Origin of the sequence: Neisseria elongata subsp. elongata (genome assembly GCF_900113545.1) — a bacterium.
Taxonomy (GTDB): Bacteria; Pseudomonadota; Gammaproteobacteria; order Burkholderiales; family Neisseriaceae; genus Neisseria; species Neisseria elongata.
The window spans coordinates 20,647-40,352 of record NZ_FOPS01000015.1 but is presented as its reverse complement, the minus strand read 5'-3'; the positions used below and the strand labels follow the sequence as shown (position 1 = coordinate 40,352).

Genomic DNA, 19,706 nt, shown 5'->3' with positions numbered 1-19,706 from the left:
AACAGCCGCACCGATTTGGCAGGCAAGGGCAACAATGCCGCTACCGTTAATGACGTACTGAATTCCGGCTTTACCGTACAAGGTAACGGTCAGGACAAAGACTTCGTTACCCACGGCGACATCATTAACTTTGCCAACGGCCAAGGTACAGTAGCCAACGTAACGAGCGCCAATGGCGTGACTACCGTTAAGTTTGATACCCCGATGACGTATGCTGATGCATCAGGCAACCCCACCGGCACTCCGAGCAACAAGGTGAACCTGGTAGGCGGTACGGCAGGCAGCCCGGTTACTTTGGGTAACGTGGCTGACGGTACTGTTGCTGCAGGCAGCAAAGAAGCTGTGAATGGTAGCCAGCTGCATGCTACGAACCAGAATGTTGCCAATAATGCGGCCAACATCGCCAAAGGCATCAATTTCGGCGGTACTACCGGTAGCAACAACTACCAGCTGGGCGATACCATCAACGTGAAAGGTGACAGCAACATCACCAGCACCACCGTAGCCGGCGGCGCACAGTTGGCGTTGAACCCGAACCTGAACGTAACCAGCGTGACCACCACCGATGTGGCGGGTAACAAAACCGTTACCAACGGCAGCGGCGTGACCATCACTCCGGCGTCCGGCAATCCTGTCAGCCTGACCACAGGCGGATTGAACAACGGCGGCAACAAGATTACCAATGTTGCTGCGGGTACGGCCGGTACAGATGCGGTTAATATCAGCCAGCTGAATCAAGCACTAGGTGCAATTACCGGAGCAAACACAGCTAATTTCACAGCTTTAAACAACAAAGTTAATGAAGTAGCTGCTGATGCCAAAGCCGGCACTGCTGCTGCGATGGCAGTTGCAGGTTTGCCTCAGGCTTATCTGCCCGGTAAGAGCATGATGGCTGTCGGTGGCAGCGTTTATCGCGGTGAAAGTGGCTATGCAATTGGTTATTCCACTATTTCCGATGGTGGTAACTGGATTGTCAAAGGTACTGCAACAGGTAACTCCCGTGGTCACTACGGTGCTACGGCAGCAGTAGGTTATCAGTGGTAAGTTAATCAAATCGATTTCAGACGGCAGTAAGATAAGAGGCCGTCTGAAATCGACAATCGAAAGGATGAATATATGAAAATAAGTACTTCATGGTTAAAAACGGGTGCTGCATTGGCAGCTGTTTGCCTTCTGTCTGCTTGTGCAACCAAAAGTAAGATTACTGCCGACGGCACAACAGATAATCCGGTTTTCCCGAAACCTTACTCACTGACATTTAATAAAAACCGGGGTACTTTCCCTACCCAGGCAGAGTTAGACAAAATGCGTCCCGGTTTGACTAAGGATGATGTGTATAAAATCTTAGGCCGCCCTCACTATGATGAAGGATTATACGGTGTGCGCGAATGGGATTATTTGTTCCATTTTTATACTCCGGGTGTAGGTACTGATCCAGATAATACATCGGGCGTGCCAGATATTACGACTTGCCAATATAAAGTTATTTATGACAAGCACAAATTTGCACGGAGTTTCCATTGGAATCCGGTTTATCCGGCCGATGCGGTTTGCCCTCCCAAAGAGCCCAAAGCTGAGCCTCAGGTAATTATTCGTGAGATAGTGCCTGCTCCTCAGAAAATTCGGCAATAGGTCAGTTTGATGTTAAAAGCTTTATGCTTGTTAATGCTGTCAGGGGCGAGCGTTGCTGCTTCCGCTTCTGGCAGCATTGATACTTTTATGCAAAGTAAAAAAGTAATTGTCTATACCGATAAAGCCGAATTGTGTTTTGCTGATACAAGGGAATGCCATCCTGTGTTGATTGGGAAAACGACACCCAAAGGCCGGTTTGACCTGCAGCTATACAGTACGGAAAAGGCCGGTTATGGCGGCGACGTGATTGGCTTCAAACAAGAAAAAGACTTTTTGTTTGCCTTGCACCGTGTTTGGACGTTGAAGCCGTCAGAGCGTCGATTGGAACGCATTCGATCCCCGTTGGTTGCAGATCGAATTATGACTAATGGCTGTATCAATGTTCATGACGAGGTGTATGAAAAATTAAAAACGTATTTTGTACTCGAAATCCTCTAAAAAGATGATTTAAAGAAGCGAATATTGTCCATAGTCATTGTCTTGCGGCTTGAAAAAGTTATAATCGGAAGCGTCGTTTTCCTCAATACTCAAAATATTGTTTGTCGGCAGATTGAGTATATGAGGCCGTCTGAAAAACATTTTTTACGGAAGGAATATCTATGTCGCAAACTCAAAACGCCGTCATCCCGTCATGGTCATGGATGACGGCCCGTGTAGTCCGTATTTTAGGTTTTGGATTTGGTACAGGCTTGACGAAAAGTGCTCCGGGTACTGTGGGTACCTTGCCTGCCATTTTTGTTGCCGGCCTGTTGTTCGGCATGGGCATGAGTCATCTGACATTGCTGATTGTAGCGGCTGCCCTGTTTTTGCTTGGGGTTCGGATTTGCGATATTTTGAGCCGGGAATTGGGAACACATGATCATCACGGCATTGTTTGGGACGAATTTGTCGCCATGCTCCTTGTATTATCCTGCGTGCCGCAAGGGCTGGGTTGGTGGTTACTTTCCTTCTTATTATTTCGGCTGTTTGATATCTTAAAACCACAGCCGGTGAAATGGGCGGATAGTCAGATTAAAGGCGGATTGGGTGTCATGCTTGATGATGCGATTGCCGCTATTTATGCCATCTTAGTCGTGCAAGCACTGCATTGGTTATTTGCCTAAATCGATTTAGAAAATGGGGGTTGTCCTGATTATTTGGGACAGCTCCTTTTTATTTTTCCGGTTGGCTTTTGGATTGAACAGGTGGTGGATTTCAAATAACGGCAGATCAGCCAACTCAGTGTCATTTCCACATCTGGCAGCATTTCCTTTTTCAAATGCCGTCTGGGCTTATAGGAGGCCGTCTGAAAGCCCATTGCCTAAAATCTACGATATTCCTACAATGCCTCCGCACGCTAAACCCTAAAAAGTAATTGCCACTAAGTTTGAGCAGCCTGTTATTTCAAACCATTATTTCAGAAACACATCATGCAAGAGACCCAAATTCTTTCAGACGGCCTGCAATCCCGTTCATTCAATATTCCCCGCTACCGCCTGACCAAACTCGGCGAACAAATGGCGCGCCTGCCCATCGACCCGAAAATCGCGCGCATTTTGTTGGCGGCGAAGAAGCACGACTGCATGGCGGAAATATTGGTGATTGCGTCCGCGCTGTCGATTCAAGACCCGCGCGAACGGCCGCTGGAAGCGCGTGATGCCGCCGCCAAGGCGCATGAGCGTTTTGCCGACAAGCAGTCGGATTTTCTCGCCTACCTGAATATTTGGGACAGCTTCCAACGCGAGCGCGACAAGGGTTTGTCGAACCGCCAGATGGTGGCGTGGTGTCATCAGTATTTCCTGTCGCACCTGCGGATGCGCGAATGGCGCGAGCTGCACGCGCAGTTGGCGCAGATTGTGATTGAGATGGGTTTGACCGACAAGGAAAGCGCGTTCAGACGACCTGAACCCGACAAAAACCGTGCCGCCCAAATGTCGGATACCAGTATCCGACCTACAAGCCAATCCGCCGACCTTGCCGCCCGCCTGAAACAAAAAGAGCTCGCCAAAAAACACGCCCGCGCCGAGCGCCGCGCCGCCAAAGAAGCCAGTTACGAGCAAATCCACCGCGCCCTGCTCACGGGGCTGATTGCCAATGTCGGCATGAAATCGCCCGACGGCAACGATTACACGGGCGCGCGCGGCAGCCGTTTTCATCTGTTTCCCGCGTCCGCGCTGTTCAAATCCAAGCCCAAATGGGTGATGGCGGCGGAGCTTACCGAAACCACGCGCCTGTACGCGCGCGATGTGGCGGCGATTCAGCCCGAATGGATTGAGCAGGAAGCGCCGCATTTGGTGAAATATCATTATTTTGAGCCGCATTGGGAGCAAAAGCGCGGCGAAGTCGTCGCCAGCGAACGCGTTACGCTTTATGGCCTGACCGTGCTGCCGCGCCGCCCCGTCGCCTACGGCAGAATCGCCCCCGCCGAAGCCCGTGAAATCTTTATCCGCAGCGCATTGGTCGCCCAAGAAATGGGCAGTTTCAACGCGCCGTTTTTCGTGCACAACCAAAAACTGATCCGCGAAGTCGCCGAGCTGGAACACAAATCGCGCCGCCAAGATGTGTTGGTGGACGATGAGATTTTGTTTGAGTTTTACAACCAAAGGCTGCCTGAAACGGTGTTTGTTGCGGGCGATGGCGGAGTGTATGGCGCAAACGAACTTTCAGGCAGCCTGAAAGCCCAAAGGCAGCCTGAAACCCCGTTCCACGCCGCCCGTCTCGCGCCGCAGGGCTTCACCGCCCGCGCCCTTACCGCCGCCGACCTAGACGCGCTCTACGCCCTGTGCCAAAGCCAGCCCGACTACTACCGCCACTTGGGCGAGCCGCTCACGCGCGACAAACTCACCCGCAGCCTTGCCGCCCTGCCGCCCGCTGCCCGTCGCGAAAACAAACATTTCATCGGCTTCTGGCAGCAAGGCAGCCTGAAAGCCGCGCTGGAAATCATCTTCGCCTATCCCGATAAAGAAACCGTGTTGCTCGGTTTGCTGATGGTGGACAAATCCGCCCAAGGCGCAGGCATCGGCACCACCATTGCGCAAAAACTCGCGGCAGTTGCGGCGGAGCTGGGCTACCGCGAAATCATCCTAAGCTACGCCGAAGGCAACGCCCAAAGCCGCGCCTTCTGGCTGAAAAACGGCTACCAAGAAACAGGCGAAACCGACGAACCCGAACAAGACGGCGAAGCCCGCCTGATTGCCATGTCGCGCCGTCTACCTGAAGCCCAAACGCCGTCTGAAAACAAAGTAGGTTGGGTCGCGACCCAACAAAACGCCCAAAAGCAGCCTGAAACCGTAGGTCGGATTCTTGAATCCGACAAAACTTTTGACGCTGCACAAACGTCGGATTCAAGAATCCGACCTACATGCGTTTCAGACGACCTCAAAGGCAGCCTGAAACCCCATATCCGCCCCGCCACAACTAGCGATGCCACCGCCGTTGCCGAATTATTCCGCCGCGCCGTCAAACATATTTCAAACAGCCATTACAGCGAGCAGGAAAAAAACGCATGGCTGCAAGGCGCGGACAATGCCGATTTCTGGCAAAAACGCATTGACGGCGGTAATGTCCGCGTGGCAACGCATAACGGGCGCATGCTCGGTTTTATTGAATACCAGCCCGAACAAAGCCACCTAAACTGTCTCTTTACCGACCCGAGCCACCAGCGGCAAGGTATTGCCACCGCGCTGCTGAATGCCGTTTTGCCATCGGCAGACAGCGGCAAAACCATAACGGCAGACGTGTCCAAAGCCGCATCGGCATTTTTCCAAAAACAAGGCTTTGTGCGGCAACACGAAAACCAAATCCCGCGCAACGGCTTGGTTTTGACCAATTACCGCATGGTTCGTCAGGCAAACCATGCCCAAAAGCAGCCTGAAACCGTAGGTCGGATTCTTGAATCCGACAAAACTTTTGACGCTGCACAAACGTCGGATACGAGTATCCGACCTACACGCCTTTCAGGCAGCCTGAAACCCCAAACGCCGTCTGAAAAACCCCTCGCCGACATCCGCACCTTCCAAGCCTGGCTCAAAACCGCCGAGCGCGACAACCCGCGCCTGTTGTTCCTCAGCCGCGACGACCTCATGCAGCACGCCGCCGCGCACATCACCGAAGAACAATTCCCCAAACACTGGCAAACCGCAGACGGCAAATTCAAACTCAGCTACCGCTTCGAGCCGCACCACCCGCTCGACGGCGTTACCCTCACCCTGCCGCTCACCGTCCTCAACCGCATCAGCCCCGCCGCCCTCGAATGGCTCGTGCCCGGCATGATACGCGAAAAAATTCAGTTACAAATCAAAATACTGCCCAAACAAATCCGCCGCATCTGCGTGCCCGTGCCCGAATTCATCACCCAATTTTTAAGCCAAAACCCCGACCGCAACGCCCCCATCCTGCCCCAGCTCGCCCAAGCCATCGCCAAAACCGCAGGCGACATCCGCATACTGGAGCAAATCAACCAAGACGAATGGGCCGCGTTCAGGCTGCCCGAACACTGCTATTTCAACCTCCGCATCATCGACGACGGCGGGCAAGAATTAGCCATGGGGCGCGATTTAATCCAAATCAAACAACAACTTGGCAAAGCTGCCGCCACCACCTTCCGCGACAACACCCAAGAATTCGAGCGCGACAACGTTACCGCATGGGACATCGGCACCCTGCCCGAATCCATCAAATTCGCCCGCGGCAAACAACAGCTCACCGGCTACCTCGGCCTGCAAAAAGAAAAAGACGGCCGCATCGCCCTGCGCCTGTTCGACACATCTGCCGCCGCCGAACAAGCCCACAGGCTAGGCGTCATCGAACTCATGAAACTACAACTAAAAGAACAAGTTAAAGACCTGAACAAAGGCATCCAAGGCTTCACCCAAGCCGCCATGTTGCTCAAACACATCAACGCCGATACCCTGCGCGACGACCTCACCCAAGCCGTCTGCGACCGCGCCTTTATCGGCGAAGACGAGCTGCCGCGCAACGAAAAAGCCTTCAAAGAACAAATCAAACGCGCCCGCAGCCGCCTGCCCGCCGTCAAAGAATCCCTCAGCCGCTACCTGCAGGAAACCGCCGCTGCCTACGCCGAACTGAACGGCAAACTCGGCAAACACCCGCTCACCCACCTCCTGCGCCAACGCCTGCAAACCCTACTCGCTGCCGGCTTTGCCAGCCATACTCCATGGGCACAATGGCCGCGCCTGCCCATCTACCTCAAAGCCATGACCCTGCGCCTTGAAAAATACAGCGGCAACCCCGCCTGCGACGCAGCCCGCGAAGCCGATATTCAAGAATTGGAACAGATGTGGCAGGAAAAAACCGACGGCTTAGTGAAACAAGGACTACCCGTTTCAGACGACCTCGCCGCGTTTAAATGGATGATTGAAGAATTGAGAGTGTCGCTGTTTGCACAGGAGTTGAAGACGCCGTATCCGGTGTCGGTGAAGAGGTTGTTGAAGGAGTGGGAGAGGTTGAAATAAATGAAGGCTACCTGAAAATTTTCAGGTAGCCTTAAACATTTAAATTTTATATTTCAAAAAATAATGCATGGAATGTGGTCTTTCTAACTACTATCCTTTTTAACCAATTCCAAAGCAGCCTGCACCCCCTTTCTTGTTTTCAGAAAGTAAGACGTAATTTTGAGTACAAAAAATTCAACCGTTTTTTCATATTCTTTTACCTGATTTGTCATTGCTTACCTGTATTCTCATATCCAAGTACGTTATTCCGCTTTATTTTTCATCTGTTTACTAATTTATGAAATTGAGTATAAAATGAATTGGGAATTCCCCAACCACCTCACCTCATAGGAGACTGCATCATGAGCGACATCCCTGAAATCCTGCAAAACCCGCTGACCAACAAAGACACGGCGTTTACCGTTGAAGAGCGTAAGAAATACGGCCTAATCGGCCGCCTGCCCGCAGCGGTGGAAACGCTTGACCAACAAGCCGTACGCGCCTACCGCCAATACGCTTCATATGCCGAAAATATTGAAAAATATATTTTTCTCGACCAGCTGCACAACCGCAACGAAGTGCTGTATTACAAACTGCTGACCGACCATTTGGCGGAGATGCTGCCGATTGTGTACGACCCGACCGTAGGCGAAGCAATTAAGAAATGGAGCCGTGACTACCGCCGTTCGCGCGCGGTGTATTTGGATATCAACCACCCCGAAGCCATTCGCGAATCCCTTGAATCTTTGGGGCTGGGTGCGGACGATGTGGATTTGATTGTGGTGTCGGACGCGGAAGAAATACTCGGCATCGGCGACTGGGGCGTGAATGGTACGGATATTTCCGTCGGCAAACTGGCGGTTTACACCGCTGCCGCAGGCATCGATCCAGCGCGCACCATTGCCGTCAATCTTGATGTTGGTACAGACAACGAAGCCTTGCTCAACGACCCCGCCTACCTCGGCAACCGCCACGCCCGCGTGCGCGGCGAACGCTACGACGCACTGATTGCTGCATACTTGAAAACAGCGGCAGAGCTGTTCCCGAATGCATTGCTGCACTTTGAAGATTTTGGCCCGTCCAACGCGCGCCGCATTTTGGTGGAAAACCGCGAACGCTACCGTATTTTCAACGACGATATGCAGGGCACGGGCGCAATTGTCATGGCGGCCGTGTTTTCGGGTTTGAAAGTAACCAAACAGGATTTTGCCGAACAGCGTTTGGTTGTTTATGGAGCGGGTACGGCGGGAACAGGCATGGCAGACCAAATCAGCGCGGCCATGCAGCGCGACGGACTCTCCCGCGAAGAAGCCAAGAAACGCGTATGGCTGATAGACATCAATGGCTTGGTTACCGACGATATGCCGAATCTGCCGGATTATCAGCAGGAATACGCCCGCCCCGCTGCCGAAGTTGCCTCCTGGACGAAAAACGATGGAAAAATCGGCTTGTTGGAAGTGGTCAAACAGGTCAAACCGACCATTTTAATCGGCACATCCACCGATCACGGCGCGTTTACTGAAGATGTGGTAAAAGCCCTGTGTGCGGGCGTTGAACGACCTATTTTGCTGCCGCTGTCCAATCCGACGGAGAAAATCGAAGTCATGCCTGCCGACGCGGTTCAATGGTCGGACGGTAAAGCGTTAATTTCCGTCGGCATACCCGTTCCGCCCGTTCCTTATAAAAGCGTGAACTACCACATTGGACAAGCCAACAACGCCATGCTTTATCCAGGCCTGGGCTTGGGCGTTATCGTTTCTGGCGCGAAAGAAGTTACCGATGGTATGCTACTTGCCGCCGCCGAAGCCGTAGCATCACAAGTGAACCCGCAAGATACAGGCGCATCCCTGCTGCCGCCAGTGGACAACCTGCGCGCGTCATCCGCTACCGTGGCAGTTGCCGTGGCGAAACAGGCGGTCAAGGACAGTGTAGCGACCAAACAGCCTGAAAACTGGGTACAGGCCGTGCAGGATGTGATGTGGCAGCCTGTATACCGCTGATTATCCAATCATTGCATTCCAAATAAATTATCGTCTCCTTTCAAGCACCTAAAAGGTCGTCTGAAACCAAATTTTCAGACGACCTCTTGCCCTTTTGCTAAACAAATCTTCCCACCACCCTCTCCCCAAACGTCGCCCGAACTAGTAAACTCCCCATGTTTCAACAACTTATTGGAAGCAAACCATATCTGGTATCTACCTACCCCGCCTATTTCCGCCCCACATCGCCGAACGCGGACTGCTGTATTTCCAGCAGGGCAAGGTTCGCGATGTCCAAAAAACTTCCGCCGGGCGTTATCGGGCGGAGGTGTTCGGTTCGGAAAACTATTCGGTATGGCTGAAGCTGGATAGTGATTTGCACATTAAGGACGGGGGCTGCGATTGTCCTTATGGCGGTGCGTGCAAGCATATGGCGGCGTTGTGATACCGTGGTGCGCGCCCAAACGCCGGACGAGCAGCCTGACAAACCCGACACGCAACAGCCTAAAAAGGGCGGCAATCCGTATTGGCAGCAACTCTCTAAAATCTTTTCCCGAACCCGGATATTATGATTGCCATGAAGCCGCCGATTTGGGGTTCAGTAAGCTGTAGTTTTTATTCCAATGATAGAGGCCGTCTGAAACATCCCTATGGAATCTTTCAGACGGCCTTTTGTTCGGGTATCACAAATCTAATCCATCAAGATTGGTGTTATTGTTTTCACTTCATCAGGTGCATTGTGTATTGGTTGATATGGTCTCATTCTGTTTACCTTTGCTGATGGCATCGTTGCTTGTCGGGCAGTTGAATTGAAAGGGGAGAGGTCATGCCAAATATAAAAACCCGCCTGATAAGGCGGGCTTTTGGTTGCGTTAGGATAAACGTCTGTTTATTCTTCTGCGCCGGTGTAGGGGCGGACGCTGACGGTTTTGCGGTTCAGACGGCCTTTAACCGCGAATTCAACATAGCCGTCCACTTTGGCGAACAGGGTGTGGTCTTTGCCCATGCCTACGTTGTCGCCGGCGTGGAATTTGGTGCCGCGTTGGCGGACGATGATGGAACCTGCGGGAATCAGTTCGTTGCCGTAGGCTTTTACGCCCAAGCGTTTGGCTTCTGAATCGCGACCGTTGCGGGTGCTACCGCCTGCTTTTTTACTTGCCATTTGTAATACTCCTAAGTTTTAAAAATTAGGCGATTGCCACGATTTCGATTTGGGTGAAATTCTGGCGGTGGCCTTGGCGTTTTTGGTAGTGTTTGCGGCGGCGCATTTTGAAGATGCGGATTTTTTCGCCGCGACCGTGGGCAACTACTTTTGCCGTTACTTTCGCGCCCTCGATAAAGGGAGCGCCTACTTTTACAGACTCGCCGTCAGCAATCATCAGAACTTCGGTCAGTTCGATTTGGCTGTCGAGTTCGGCAGGTATCTGTTCTACTTTCAATTTTTCGCCAACGGAAACTTTATATTGTTTGCCGCCGGTTTTTACGACCGCGTACATACTCAACTCCATAAGGATTTTGGTTTAAAGAAAATTCCGCGCACCATGCGCGAAACGGGGCATTCTATTGCTAAGGGGCTGTTTTGTCAAGCTTTGGCGGCGTTTTGGTATGCGGGCGGAGATGCGGGATGTTTGCGGTGTTTTTTCAGACGGCCTTTGATGCTATAATCACGGGCTTGTTTTTCTGTAAAACCGTCTGTCGTGCCGAGTCCGTCATGCTTGAAAACCTGCCCTATTTCCAACAAAATTTAGCAGCCGATTTAGGCCGTGTCGATGTGGTTATCAATCGGGCGGTGCAGTCGGAAGTGGCACTGATTTCCCAAATCGGTACTTATATTATCAGTGCGGGCGGTAAGCGGCTGCGGCCGGTAATTACCATTTTGTCCGGCAGGGCGTTGGGTTGCGATAACGACGGCCTGTATTCGTTGGCGGCGATGGTGGAGTTCATCCATACGTCTACCCTGCTGCATGATGATGTGGTGGACGAAAGCGAGCTGCGGCGCGGACGGAAAACGGCAAACAATTTATTCGGTAATGCAGCCGCCGTATTGGTGGGCGACTTCCTTTATACCCGCGCGTTCCAGTTGATGGTCGGCTCCGGCAGCATGAAGATTTTGGAAGTGATGGCCGATGCGACCAATATTATTGCCGAAGGCGAAGTGATGCAGCTGATGAATATCGGCAATATCGATATTACCGAGGCGCAGTATCTGCAAGTTATCCAATATAAAACTGCCAAGTTGTTTGAAGCGGCGGCGCAGGTTGGCGCTATTTTGGCGGGTGCTTCGGCAGGGCAGGAGGCCGCGTTGCGGGATTACGGTATGTATGTCGGCACGGCCTTCCAGATCATTGACGATGTGCTGGACTATTCCGGCGATCCCGAACAAATAGGCAAAAATGTCGGCGATGATTTGGCCGAAGGCAAGCCGACGTTGCCGTTGATTTATCTGATGAACCAAGGCAGTCAGGAGGCGGCGGCGGATGTGCGCGCCGCACTGCAAAATGCCGATCGCAATTATTTTGAAAAAATTCATGCCCATGTGGCCGCATCCGACGCGCTGTCTTATTGTATCGAACAGGCGAAGGCGGCGGCGGGCAAAGCGGCAGCCTGTTTGGATGTGCTGCCCGATAACGAGGCTACCCGCGCCATGCGCCAGCTGGCGGAAGTGTCGGTAGCCAGGGTGATGTAAATTTAAGCGTTGTGCTTTGTTTTCTAAGTTTTAAGTCCTCGCCGTAGTTCAACGGATAGAACGTATGCCTCCTAAGCGTAAAATACAGGTTCGATTCCTGTCGGCGGGGCCATGATTTTCGGAAGCGGGTTTCCGTTTCCAATATCAAAAAGGCCGTCTGAAAGCCATTTTCGGTTTTCAGACGGCCTTTTCGCGTGATGGTGTGTTTCACGGCCGGACTGGCAAATTAAGTGAATCTGTCAGACAGGGTTACAGGCAATCCCGTTCGTTGGCCAGCATTTCTTCCAATGTTTCGCGGCGGCGGACGATTTTGGCTTCGCTGCCGGTTACCAATACTTCGGCCGCGCGCGGGCGGGTGTTGTAGTTGCCCGCCATGCTGGAAGCGTATGCGCCCGCGCTTCGGACGACCAGTAAATCGCCTGCCTGTGCCGAAATCATGCGGTCTTTAGCCAGGAAGTCGCCGGTTTCGCAAATCGGGCCGACGATGTCGGCAGCAAACGGCGCAACAGGACTTGGTTCGGCGTTTTCAATATGGTGGTAGGCCTGATAGAGGGCCGGGCGCATCAGGTCGTTCATGGCGGCATCGACGACGACGAAGTTTTTGTCGCCGTTTTGTTTGACGAATTCTACTCGGGTCAGCAGTGCGCCCGCATTGCCGACCAGGCTGCGGCCGGGTTCCAAAATCAGTTTCAGGCTGCGGCCGCCCAAGAGTTTTTGCACGGCTGCGGCGTAGGCGGTCAAATCGGGCGTTTCTTCGTTTTGATAGAGGATGCCGACGCCGCCGCCTAAGTCGATGTGCTGCAAGCCGATTCCATGTGCGGCCAGCTTGTCGATGAGCGGTAACAGGCGTTCGCAGGCTTCAACCAGCGGTTCGAGTTTGATGAGTTGGGAGCCGATGTGGCAGTCTATGCCGATGATGTTCAGGTGCGGCAGGGATGCGGCGTGCAGGTAGGCGCGTTCGGCATCTTCCATGGCGATGCCGAATTTGTTGGCTTTCAGGCCGGTGGAGATATAGGGGTGGGTTTGTGCGTCCACATCGGGGTTGATGCGCAGGGAGACGGGGGCGGCGGTTTTCAGACGGCCTGCTATTTCGTTGATGCGGTCGAGTTCGGGCAGGCTTTCGACGTTGAGACATTTGATGCCTGATTTCAGAGCGAATTCGATTTCCGCCGCGCTTTTGCCCACGCCGGAAAAAATGGTTTTTTCCGCCCGTCCGCCCGCCGCCAAGACGCGCGCGAGTTCGCCGCCGGATACGATGTCGAAACCGCTGCCCAGTTCGGCGAAACGGCGGATGACGCTCAGGTTGCCGTTGGCTTTGACGGCATAACAGATTAAGGGGTCGAGTGCGGCAAAGGCGGTTTGATAACGGGCGAAGGCCGAATCAAGTTCGGCTTGGCTGTACACATATAAAGGTGTGCCGAAGCGTTCGGCCAGTTCCGTGTAGCTGATGTTTTCGCAGTGGAGGGACATTTATTCGGCTTCCGGTTGGATGGTGATGGGTTGGTTTTCGAGTTGCAGGCCGGTTTGCACCGCACCGAATTTGGCTTTGTCGGACTCTTTCGGCAGGTAGAGGCTGCCTTTGAAGCCGCAGGCGGAGAGCAGTAAGGCGGCTGCGACGGCGGCCGTGAAAGGTGTTTTCATGGTTTTTTTGCTTTGAATATGGCAAGATGCGCCATTTTAACCCAATCTAACCGATCATGATGACCGAAAGCGAATTTTTGCAGCATTCAGACGGCCTGTTTGCCTATATTGAAGACCAAATCGACGAGCAGGGTTTGGATTTCGACTGCCAGCGCAGCGGCAATGTTTTAACCATAGAGGCAGACGACGGTACGCAGATTATCGTCAACCGCCATACGCCGAATCAGGAATTGTGGATTGCAGCCAAAAGCGGCGGCTATCATTTTGCGGAGCAGGGCGGCCGATGGCTGGCTACGCGCGACGGTCGGGAATTTTTCGCCGTTTTATCCGAGGCTTTGTCGGCGGCGTGCGGCGAAACGGCCTCCATCGAGCCGTTTGAGGGCTGAAACGGGATGTTGCGGTTGCTCCCGTTGTTTTTCAGACGGCCTCGGAGCGGTTGGCTATGAAGTTGCCCGCCCCCGCCATTTGGCTGTTTACCTTGCTGGGCGGTTTTGCCCTGGCCGTTACTGTTTTGGGGCAATGGTTCGGATTGCGCGACGTATATGCCGACGGCCGGCCGCTGGGTATCGTCGAACGTTATGAGAATACGGTATTGCGTAGGGAGCAGTTTTACGATGAGGAAAACGATTCCGCCACGGTGTCGGTTTCTTTGCGCCTGCCGGAAAAGGCCGTTGTGCAAACCCCGTCCTGCCGGGCGGACGATGTTTCCTGTCTGGCCGACGTCGAGCCGCCGGAATGGAAGGTTTTACCGTGCACCGGATATTACGATACGCCTTTGTGCCGCTACAATGCCGAAAGGCCGTCTGAAGAAATTCTGCCGCTGCGTTATGCCGAATTGTACCGCGTTACGAATCATGAAAGCGTGCTGACTAAGATTGCCTACGACGACAACGGCAGTGAAACGGTTTTACAGTTTGCCGAATGGCAGGCTTATGCCGAGTGGTCGGTAAAGCGGGGCATACTGATTTTGAAGCGTATGGTCGGTATTTTGGTTTTAGTCGGTGTGTGTTGGGTGATACTCAGCATCTTGCTGTTGAAGCCGCAGCGTTCCACATCGACTTAATTGTAAAGAGAGGCCGTCTGAAAACTTTTCAGACGGCCTTTTTGCCTGTTTGCAGAATGCCTGAGAAATACAGCGCCACCCCCAGCCATACCCAGCCGTAGCCGATGAGGCGGCCGGTATCGAAGGATTCGCCGAACAGCACCAAGCCCAGCAGAAGCTGGAGCGTGGGCGAACCGTATTGGATGACGCCCAAGGTGGACAGCGGGATGCGCCGTGCGGCAGAGGCAAACAGGATGAGCGGTACGGTGGTGGCGATGCCGGAGCCGACCAGCAGGGCGGTTTGCAGCAGGTTCAACTCGGCAAAAACCAAACCGCCGTGCCGGCCGGCATACAGCAGATAGGCGGCGGCAAAAGGCAGCATCAGGAGGGTTTCCAATACCAAGCCCGGCAATGCGCCCAACGGGGCGAGTTTGCGCACCAACCCGTAGAGGCCGAAGCTGAAGGTGAGCAGGAGGGCGACCCAGGGGATTTGTCCGACGGGTACGGCCAGCCAGAGGATGCCGACCACGGCCAATACGACGGCGGCGGCCTGACGGCGGTTGAGTTTTTCGCCAAACACCAGCCGGCCGAGCAGGATGTTGAACAACGGTGAGACAAAATAACCCAAGCTGGCATCCAATACATGACCGTTGGTAATCGCCCAAAGGTAAATCAACCAGTTCATGGCGATGCAAAACGCGCTGACGGCAAACAAGGCGATGGTTTTCGGCTGCCCCCATGCGCGGAAGAAATCGGCTTTCTGTCTGCTGAATGCCAAAAACAAAACGGCAAACGCCGCCGACCATACAATGCGCTGCGCCAACAGTTGGTCTGCGCCGATGGGGGCGTGGTTGAGCGGATACCAGTAAAGCGGGAAAAGCCCCCAAATAGCATAGCAGCCGAGGGCGTAGAACAGGCCTTTGCGTGTTTCGTCGGCAGAGTGATTCATGAATTATCCGGAGTGCGGCCAATGACGGCGGATTGGGCTTCATCCGCTATGGCGCAGGTTTGAAGGAAGGTTGCAACGCAAATTATACAAGGTTACGGAAAGGCCGGCAGAAATACCCCTGCCGGCCTTTGGTTTTAGCGGATTTCAGACGGCCTTACCAATAACCCAAAGCCTTCCACCATATTCCGCCGACAACCACAAACACCAGCAGGTTTACCACGCTCATCACAAAGCCCGCCTTCCACCATTCGCCCAGCGTCGTATAACCCGAACCGAAAATAACGGGCGCGGTGCCGGTGGCGTAGTGGGTCAGCGTCATCATCAGGCTGGATACGGCGGCAATCATCAGGCCGAAAGCCATTGGCGGCGCACCCAAAAACAGCCCTGCGGCATAAAACGCGCCGAGCATCGCCGTGATGTGGGCGGTGGTGCTGGCGAACATATAGTGCGCGTACATATAAATCAGCAGCAGCAAGGCCGACGCGCCGACCCAGCCCATGCCGGTATTTTTAATGCCATTGCCCAGCATATCCGAAAACCAGCCGATCAGGCCGAGCTTGTTCAAGAAAGAGGCCATCATCACCAGCGCGGAAAACCATACCACCGTATCCCACGCGCCTTTTTCCTTCAATACGTCATCCCAAGTCAGCACGCCCGACAAAAGCAGCAGCGACAGGCCGATAAAGGCGGTGGCGGTGGGGTTGACGGCGAAAGCCTTGCCGAAAATCATGGCCGGAATGCCCGCCCACAAAACCAGCAACACTGCAAAAATCGCCAACATGATTTTCTCGCCGCGGTTCATCGGCCCCTGCTCCTTCAGGCGGTCTTTGGCAAACTGCGCCGCGTTGGGGGTTTCTTTGATTTCAGGCGGATAAACAAAATACAGCACCAGCGGCATCAGGAACATCGCCACCAAGCCCGGCAGCAGCATCGCCAAAGCCCAAGTGCCCCAGCTCAAATGAATCTCGCTGTTCGTCGCTTTGGCAATCAAATCGACCACCAGCGGATTGGGTGCGGTGGCGGTGATGAACATCGCCGAAGTAATCGGATTGCTGTGGTAGTTCACCAAAGCCAGATAGCGGCCGATTCGGCCTTGCGTTCCTTTTTCGGGGTCGGAATCATAGCTGGACGAAATCGCCTTCATCACGGGGTGGATGATGCCGCCGCCGCGCGCGGTGTTGCTGGGCGTGACCGGCGCGAGAATCAGCTCCGACAGGGCCAGGCTGTAGCCGATGCCCAGCGTTTTCTTGCCGAACAGCGAAATAAAATAATAGCCGATGCGCGCGCCCAGGCCGGTTTTCAAAATCCCGCGCGAAATCATAATCGAAATACCGATCAGCCAAATCAGCGGGTCGGCAAACGAACTTAATGCGTCCTTAATCGCCATTTCCGCCGGTTTTTTAATCGGATTGCCGTCCGCGCCCAATTCCGGCACCGTTACCTGCGTTACCGCCACCAGCATCACGGCGATAATCGATAATGCCCCGATCGGCATCGCCTTGCCGATAATCGCCGCAATCACGCCGACAAACATCGCCAACAAATGCCAAGCCTGCGGCGTCACGCCGTCAGGAACGGGGATGACGAACCAAATCAATAATGCTAAGCCCAGCGCAATCGCAGCGGGGATGGGTTTGAAACCGATTTTGTTCATAACCTGCACTCCTTTCTGAATCGACAACATATGGAAAGCAAACAACGCTACTATACGCCGACCGGCATCATTTGTAAGTAAACTACGATTATATTTCTCAATAACTACCTAAAAACCGATTGCGGCCGCCAATATGGCAGATTTATTAAACTTTATTACATGCACGGAAGACGCGGGTTGAAATCTAAATAAAACGGCATGGCGGAATGGATGATGCGTCGGTTTCAAGCTGATTCGTGATTTATTCGGGGTAAAAGTTCCGTTTGGCAAAAAGGCCGTCTGAAAACGGGATTGGCGAAAAAATCCCTGTTTTCAGACGGCCTCTTGCCTATGGATGCGGTGCAATCAGTCGTGTACTTTCAGCAGTTCCACTTCAAACACCAGCGTGGCGTTCGGCGGAATCACACCACCTGCGCCGCGTGCGCCGTAGCCCATTTCCGGCGGAATGGTCAGTTTGCGTTTGCCGCCTTCGCGCATGCCGCCGAAGCCTTCGTCCCAGCCGCGTATCACTTGTCCGACGCCCAGCGTGATGGTCAGCGGCTGGTGGCGGTCGAGGCTGGAATCGAATTTGGTGCCGTCGGTCAGGTAGCCGCTGTAATGCACGGTGATTTCCTTGCCTTTCTCGGCGGTTTTACCGCTGCCGGTTTCAATATCTTCAATAATCAGGGTCATGATGCTTCCTTTCTTGTCAGTGGGAAAATAAGGCTTTCAGGCCGTCTGAAAACAGGTTTTGCCGAATGAAAGCCGTCCGGCAAAGCGTTGGTGCTTTTTCAGACGGCCTTTTTGCGTCAGACGACGGCGTTCAGGTAGGAGAGGGCGATAAAGCGTTTTTCGCTGTCGATTTCGGCAATTTTGAGTTTGACCGTGGTGCGCGGCGGCAGTTCGGGCGGGATGCCGGTCGCGCGGACGACCAGCGGCAGGCCGTCAATACGGACAAGGTCTTCTTTCAAGATTTGCGCCTGCGTTTCAACGACGTTTTGCTGCTCCAGCCAGACGAGGCTCCAATAGCTTTCCAAGTCGCGTTGGAAATCCTGATAGGCGGTGTAGGCGGCTTCGAAGTTGCCGACTTCGGCAAACAGGCCGGGATCGCCGTTTTTAAAGCGGGCTTCGGTGGCGGGGTCGATCAGGCTGATGAGTTGTTTTTGATTGACATAGTCGGCGGCGCGGCGCAGGGGCGAGGTAAACCAGCCGTAGTGCTGCACGCCCATGCCGATGTGCGGTTCGGATTTGGTGCTCATCCGCACTTTGCCCAAAGCCGGCTGGACGCGGAACAGGGCGGGCAGGCCGTTGTCGTGCAGCATTTCCGCCCAGGTGCTGTTGGCCAGAATCATCATTTCGCTCACCAGTGTGTCGATGGGCGAGCCGCGTTCGCGCCTGCTAATTTGCACTTGGCCGTCTGAAAGCAGTTCGATGCCGTAGTCGTATTGCGGCGGCCGGTCGGGTTCGTATTTGCCGCGCTGTTTTTGCAATTCGACGGCCAGGCGGTAGAACCAGGCCAAGTCGTCGTGGTGCGGGAAGGCGTTGCCGCCCTCCAGACCGGTTTCGCGGTTGAAGTGCGGTTCTATGGTTTGGATGCGCAGGTTGTCGGCAATGGCGACGCGCTCGATTTTGCATTCGGGCTTGCCCGCGCGCCACTCGGCATCGACGTCGAAATAGATGCTGACGGCAGGCTGTGTTTTGCCTTCGTCCAGGCTGAAGGCCGCAACCCATTCGTCGGGCAGCATGGTGATTTTGCCGCCGGGGAAATAGGCGGTGCTTTGGCGTTGGAAGATGATTTTTTCCATGGCGTCGCCGGGCTGCACGGCCAGCGCGGGGGCGGCGATGTGGATGCCGATTCGGCGGCCGCCGTCCGGCAGGTTTTGCACGGAAAGCGCGTCGTCCACTTCGGTGGTGGAGTCGTCGTCGATGGAAAAGGCGGCGATGCCTTCGGCCTGCGGCAGGTCGGCGGTGTCGGGAGCGGGCGGTGCGGCGCAATCTCGCGGGAAATGCCGCAGTTTGAAGCCGTCGAGCAGGTATTGCGGCAGGGATTGGATGCCGCCTGTTTGCTTCGCCAGTTCGTAAAACGAGAGTTTCAGGCTGTCGGCGGCTTTGGCAAAGGCTTTGTAGGTCAGCGACTGTTTGTCCGGCATGTGGAGGATGGTCGGCAGGTCGGCGGCGATTTCGGGTGGTAGTTCCCCGTTTTTCAGACGGCTTGTCCATTCCTCCATCAGGACTTCCTGTTGTTTTTTGCGCTCGATGGCGGCCAGTGCCTGTTTCAGGGTTTCTTCCGGCGCGGCTTTGAAGACGCCTTTGGCTTTTTTGTAGAAGTACATCGGCGCGGCGTAGAGGGCGATCAGTGTCGCGGCGAGTTCGGTTTTGGACGGGGCGTGTCCGAAATATTCTTCGGCGGCGGCGGCGGCGGTGAATTCTTCTTCGCCGCAGGTTTCCCACAGCAGGTCGGTGTCGATTTCGGCGGCTTCGTTTTGCGCTTTTTCGAGAAAGGCGGCCATGTCGCCGTCAAACTCGGCAAAAACGTTGGCGGCTTTGACTTTGGTGCGCTTGCCGTGTTGGGTGTCGGCCTGATAGGTGGAGTCGTTTTTCTGGATGACGGCGGCCACTTTGAATTGGCCGGATTCTTCGTAAAATATGTTCATGGTCGGGGGAGGGCTTTAAAACGGGATAAAGGCCGTCTGAAAAGGTTTTTCAGACGGC

The 19,706-nt window shown here is 54.1% G+C and carries 18 protein-coding genes and 1 tRNA gene; 11 read left to right on the top strand and 8 right to left on the bottom strand.

The features are described 5' to 3' along the window. From BM261_RS11105 to BM261_RS12950, 7 genes are all read left to right on the top strand, one after another. On the top strand, positions 1–1,044 hold a 1,044-nt coding region (locus tag BM261_RS11105; RefSeq protein ID WP_256205714.1), incomplete at its 5' end, for a YadA family autotransporter adhesin. Positions 1,045–1,116: 72 nt separating this feature from the next. After that, on the top strand, positions 1,117–1,632 hold the full coding sequence (locus tag BM261_RS11100) for an outer membrane protein assembly factor BamE (RefSeq protein WP_049249833.1): 516 nt from the start codon (positions 1,117–1,119) through the stop codon (positions 1,630–1,632). 33 nt (positions 1,633–1,665) lie between these two features. Further along, positions 1,666–2,070: a murein L,D-transpeptidase gene (locus BM261_RS11095; protein ID WP_234403766.1), complete on the top strand. Its 405-nt coding sequence runs from the start codon at positions 1,666–1,668 to the stop codon at positions 2,068–2,070. A gap of 161 nt (positions 2,071–2,231) precedes the next feature. Further along, the gene (locus tag BM261_RS11090; protein WP_074898288.1) at positions 2,232–2,735 is read left to right on the top strand and encodes a phosphatidylglycerophosphatase A family protein; all 504 of its coding nucleotides are present in this window, start codon (positions 2,232–2,234) and stop codon (positions 2,733–2,735) included. Between the two features lie 306 nt (positions 2,736–3,041). Further along, positions 3,042–7,085, top strand: coding sequence for a GNAT family N-acetyltransferase (locus tag BM261_RS12955; RefSeq protein WP_083426686.1), 4,044 nt, complete (start codon positions 3,042–3,044; stop codon positions 7,083–7,085). A 341-nt stretch (positions 7,086–7,426) separates the two neighbouring features. Further along, positions 7,427–9,064, top strand: coding sequence for an NAD-dependent malic enzyme (locus tag BM261_RS11070; protein WP_074898285.1), 1,638 nt, complete (start codon positions 7,427–7,429; stop codon positions 9,062–9,064). Positions 9,065–9,371: 307 nt separating this feature from the next. Then, complete coding sequence (locus BM261_RS12950) at positions 9,372–9,488, top strand: SWIM zinc finger family protein (protein ID WP_240317844.1); 117 nt, start codon at positions 9,372–9,374, stop codon at positions 9,486–9,488. 444 nt (positions 9,489–9,932) lie between these two features. Here BM261_RS12950 and rpmA read toward each other — a convergent pair whose 3' ends face one another. Together rpmA and rplU are read right to left on the bottom strand one after the other, a co-directional pair. Beyond that, positions 9,933–10,205: a 50S ribosomal protein L27 gene (gene rpmA / locus BM261_RS11060; RefSeq protein WP_003775649.1), complete on the bottom strand. Its 273-nt coding sequence runs from the start codon at positions 10,203–10,205 to the stop codon at positions 9,933–9,935. A gap of 25 nt (positions 10,206–10,230) precedes the next feature. Next, positions 10,231–10,539: a 50S ribosomal protein L21 gene (gene rplU, locus BM261_RS11055; protein ID WP_107854342.1), complete on the bottom strand. Its 309-nt coding sequence runs from the start codon at positions 10,537–10,539 to the stop codon at positions 10,231–10,233. Between the two features lie 215 nt (positions 10,540–10,754). On the opposite strand from rplU, the gene BM261_RS11050 reads away from it, so the two are divergent. Together BM261_RS11050 and BM261_RS11045 are read left to right on the top strand one after the other, a co-directional pair. Further along, positions 10,755–11,729 carry a polyprenyl synthetase family protein gene (locus BM261_RS11050; RefSeq protein ID WP_074898280.1) on the top strand — a complete coding sequence of 325 codons (975 nt, stop codon included), beginning with the start codon at positions 10,755–10,757 and terminating at the stop codon, positions 11,727–11,729. 37 nt (positions 11,730–11,766) lie between these two features. Next, positions 11,767–11,841: transfer RNA gene (locus BM261_RS11045), tRNA-Arg, on the top strand. Positions 11,842–11,978: 137 nt separating this feature from the next. Here BM261_RS11045 and lysA read toward each other — a convergent pair. Next, entirely contained in the window at positions 11,979–13,199 is a 1,221-nt protein-coding gene (lysA, locus tag BM261_RS11040) for a diaminopimelate decarboxylase (protein ID WP_074898277.1), read from the bottom strand. Further along, a complete protein-coding gene (gene lptM, locus BM261_RS11035) occupies positions 13,200–13,370 on the bottom strand; it encodes an LPS translocon maturation chaperone LptM (RefSeq protein WP_003775659.1) in 171 nt (56 codons plus the stop codon). Between the two features lie 56 nt (positions 13,371–13,426). On the opposite strand from lptM, the gene cyaY reads away from it, so the two are divergent. Together cyaY and BM261_RS11025 are read left to right on the top strand one after the other, a co-directional pair. Continuing rightward, positions 13,427–13,756, top strand: coding sequence for an iron donor protein CyaY (gene cyaY / locus BM261_RS11030; RefSeq protein ID WP_074898274.1), 330 nt, complete (start codon positions 13,427–13,429; stop codon positions 13,754–13,756). Between the two features lie 56 nt (positions 13,757–13,812). After that, positions 13,813–14,433 carry a hypothetical protein gene (locus tag BM261_RS11025; protein ID WP_074898271.1) on the top strand — a complete coding sequence of 207 codons (621 nt, stop codon included), beginning with the start codon at positions 13,813–13,815 and terminating at the stop codon, positions 14,431–14,433. Between the two features lie 28 nt (positions 14,434–14,461). On the opposite strand, the gene rarD is transcribed toward BM261_RS11025, so the two are convergent. The 4 genes from rarD to BM261_RS11005 form a co-directional block, all read right to left on the bottom strand. Further along, positions 14,462–15,361, bottom strand: a complete 900-nt coding sequence (gene rarD, locus BM261_RS11020) for an EamA family transporter RarD (RefSeq protein WP_074898269.1) — start codon at positions 15,359–15,361, stop codon at positions 14,462–14,464. 154 nt (positions 15,362–15,515) lie between these two features. Continuing rightward, positions 15,516–17,015, bottom strand: coding sequence for a DASS family sodium-coupled anion symporter (locus BM261_RS11015; RefSeq protein ID WP_082155892.1), 1,500 nt, complete (start codon positions 17,013–17,015; stop codon positions 15,516–15,518). A 345-nt stretch (positions 17,016–17,360) separates the two neighbouring features. Further along, positions 17,361–17,687: an FKBP-type peptidyl-prolyl cis-trans isomerase gene (locus BM261_RS11010; RefSeq protein WP_074898267.1), complete on the bottom strand. Its 327-nt coding sequence runs from the start codon at positions 17,685–17,687 to the stop codon at positions 17,361–17,363. A 116-nt stretch (positions 17,688–17,803) separates the two neighbouring features. Beyond that, positions 17,804–19,648 (bottom strand): ribonuclease catalytic domain-containing protein, encoded by a 1,845-nt coding sequence (locus BM261_RS11005; RefSeq protein ID WP_074898264.1) that lies wholly within the window; start codon positions 19,646–19,648, stop codon positions 17,804–17,806. Between the last annotated feature and the right edge of the window lie 58 nt (positions 19,649–19,706).

Bases quoted from the DNA above. Each gene is read 5' to 3' on its own strand.
- BM261_RS11070 (WP_074898285.1), top strand. From the start codon at position 7,427: ATGAGCGACATCCCTGAAATCCTGCAAAACCCGCTGACCAACAAAGAC.
- BM261_RS11010 (WP_074898267.1), bottom strand. From the start codon at position 17,687: ATGACCCTGATTATTGAAGATATTGAAACCGGCAGCGGTAAAACCGCC.
- BM261_RS11015 (WP_082155892.1), bottom strand. From the start codon at position 17,015: ATGAACAAAATCGGTTTCAAACCCATCCCCGCTGCGATTGCGCTGGGC.
- rplU (WP_107854342.1), bottom strand. From the start codon at position 10,539: ATGTACGCGGTCGTAAAAACCGGCGGCAAACAATATAAAGTTTCCGTT.
- rpmA (WP_003775649.1), bottom strand. From the start codon at position 10,205: ATGGCAAGTAAAAAAGCAGGCGGTAGCACCCGCAACGGTCGCGATTCA.
- BM261_RS11100 (WP_049249833.1), top strand. From the start codon at position 1,117: ATGAAAATAAGTACTTCATGGTTAAAAACGGGTGCTGCATTGGCAGCT.
- lysA (WP_074898277.1), bottom strand. From the start codon at position 13,199: ATGTCCCTCCACTGCGAAAACATCAGCTACACGGAACTGGCCGAACGC.
- BM261_RS11090 (WP_074898288.1), top strand. From the start codon at position 2,232: ATGTCGCAAACTCAAAACGCCGTCATCCCGTCATGGTCATGGATGACG.
- BM261_RS11005 (WP_074898264.1), bottom strand. From the start codon at position 19,648: ATGAACATATTTTACGAAGAATCCGGCCAATTCAAAGTGGCCGCCGTC.
- BM261_RS11095 (WP_234403766.1), top strand. From the start codon at position 1,666: ATGCTGTCAGGGGCGAGCGTTGCTGCTTCCGCTTCTGGCAGCATTGAT.
- BM261_RS11050 (WP_074898280.1), top strand. From the start codon at position 10,755: ATGCTTGAAAACCTGCCCTATTTCCAACAAAATTTAGCAGCCGATTTA.
- BM261_RS11025 (WP_074898271.1), top strand. From the start codon at position 13,813: ATGAAGTTGCCCGCCCCCGCCATTTGGCTGTTTACCTTGCTGGGCGGT.
- BM261_RS12955 (WP_083426686.1), top strand. From the start codon at position 3,042: ATGCAAGAGACCCAAATTCTTTCAGACGGCCTGCAATCCCGTTCATTC.
- cyaY (WP_074898274.1), top strand. From the start codon at position 13,427: ATGATGACCGAAAGCGAATTTTTGCAGCATTCAGACGGCCTGTTTGCC.
- lptM (WP_003775659.1), bottom strand. From the start codon at position 13,370: ATGAAAACACCTTTCACGGCCGCCGTCGCAGCCGCCTTACTGCTCTCC.
- rarD (WP_074898269.1), bottom strand. From the start codon at position 15,361: ATGAATCACTCTGCCGACGAAACACGCAAAGGCCTGTTCTACGCCCTC.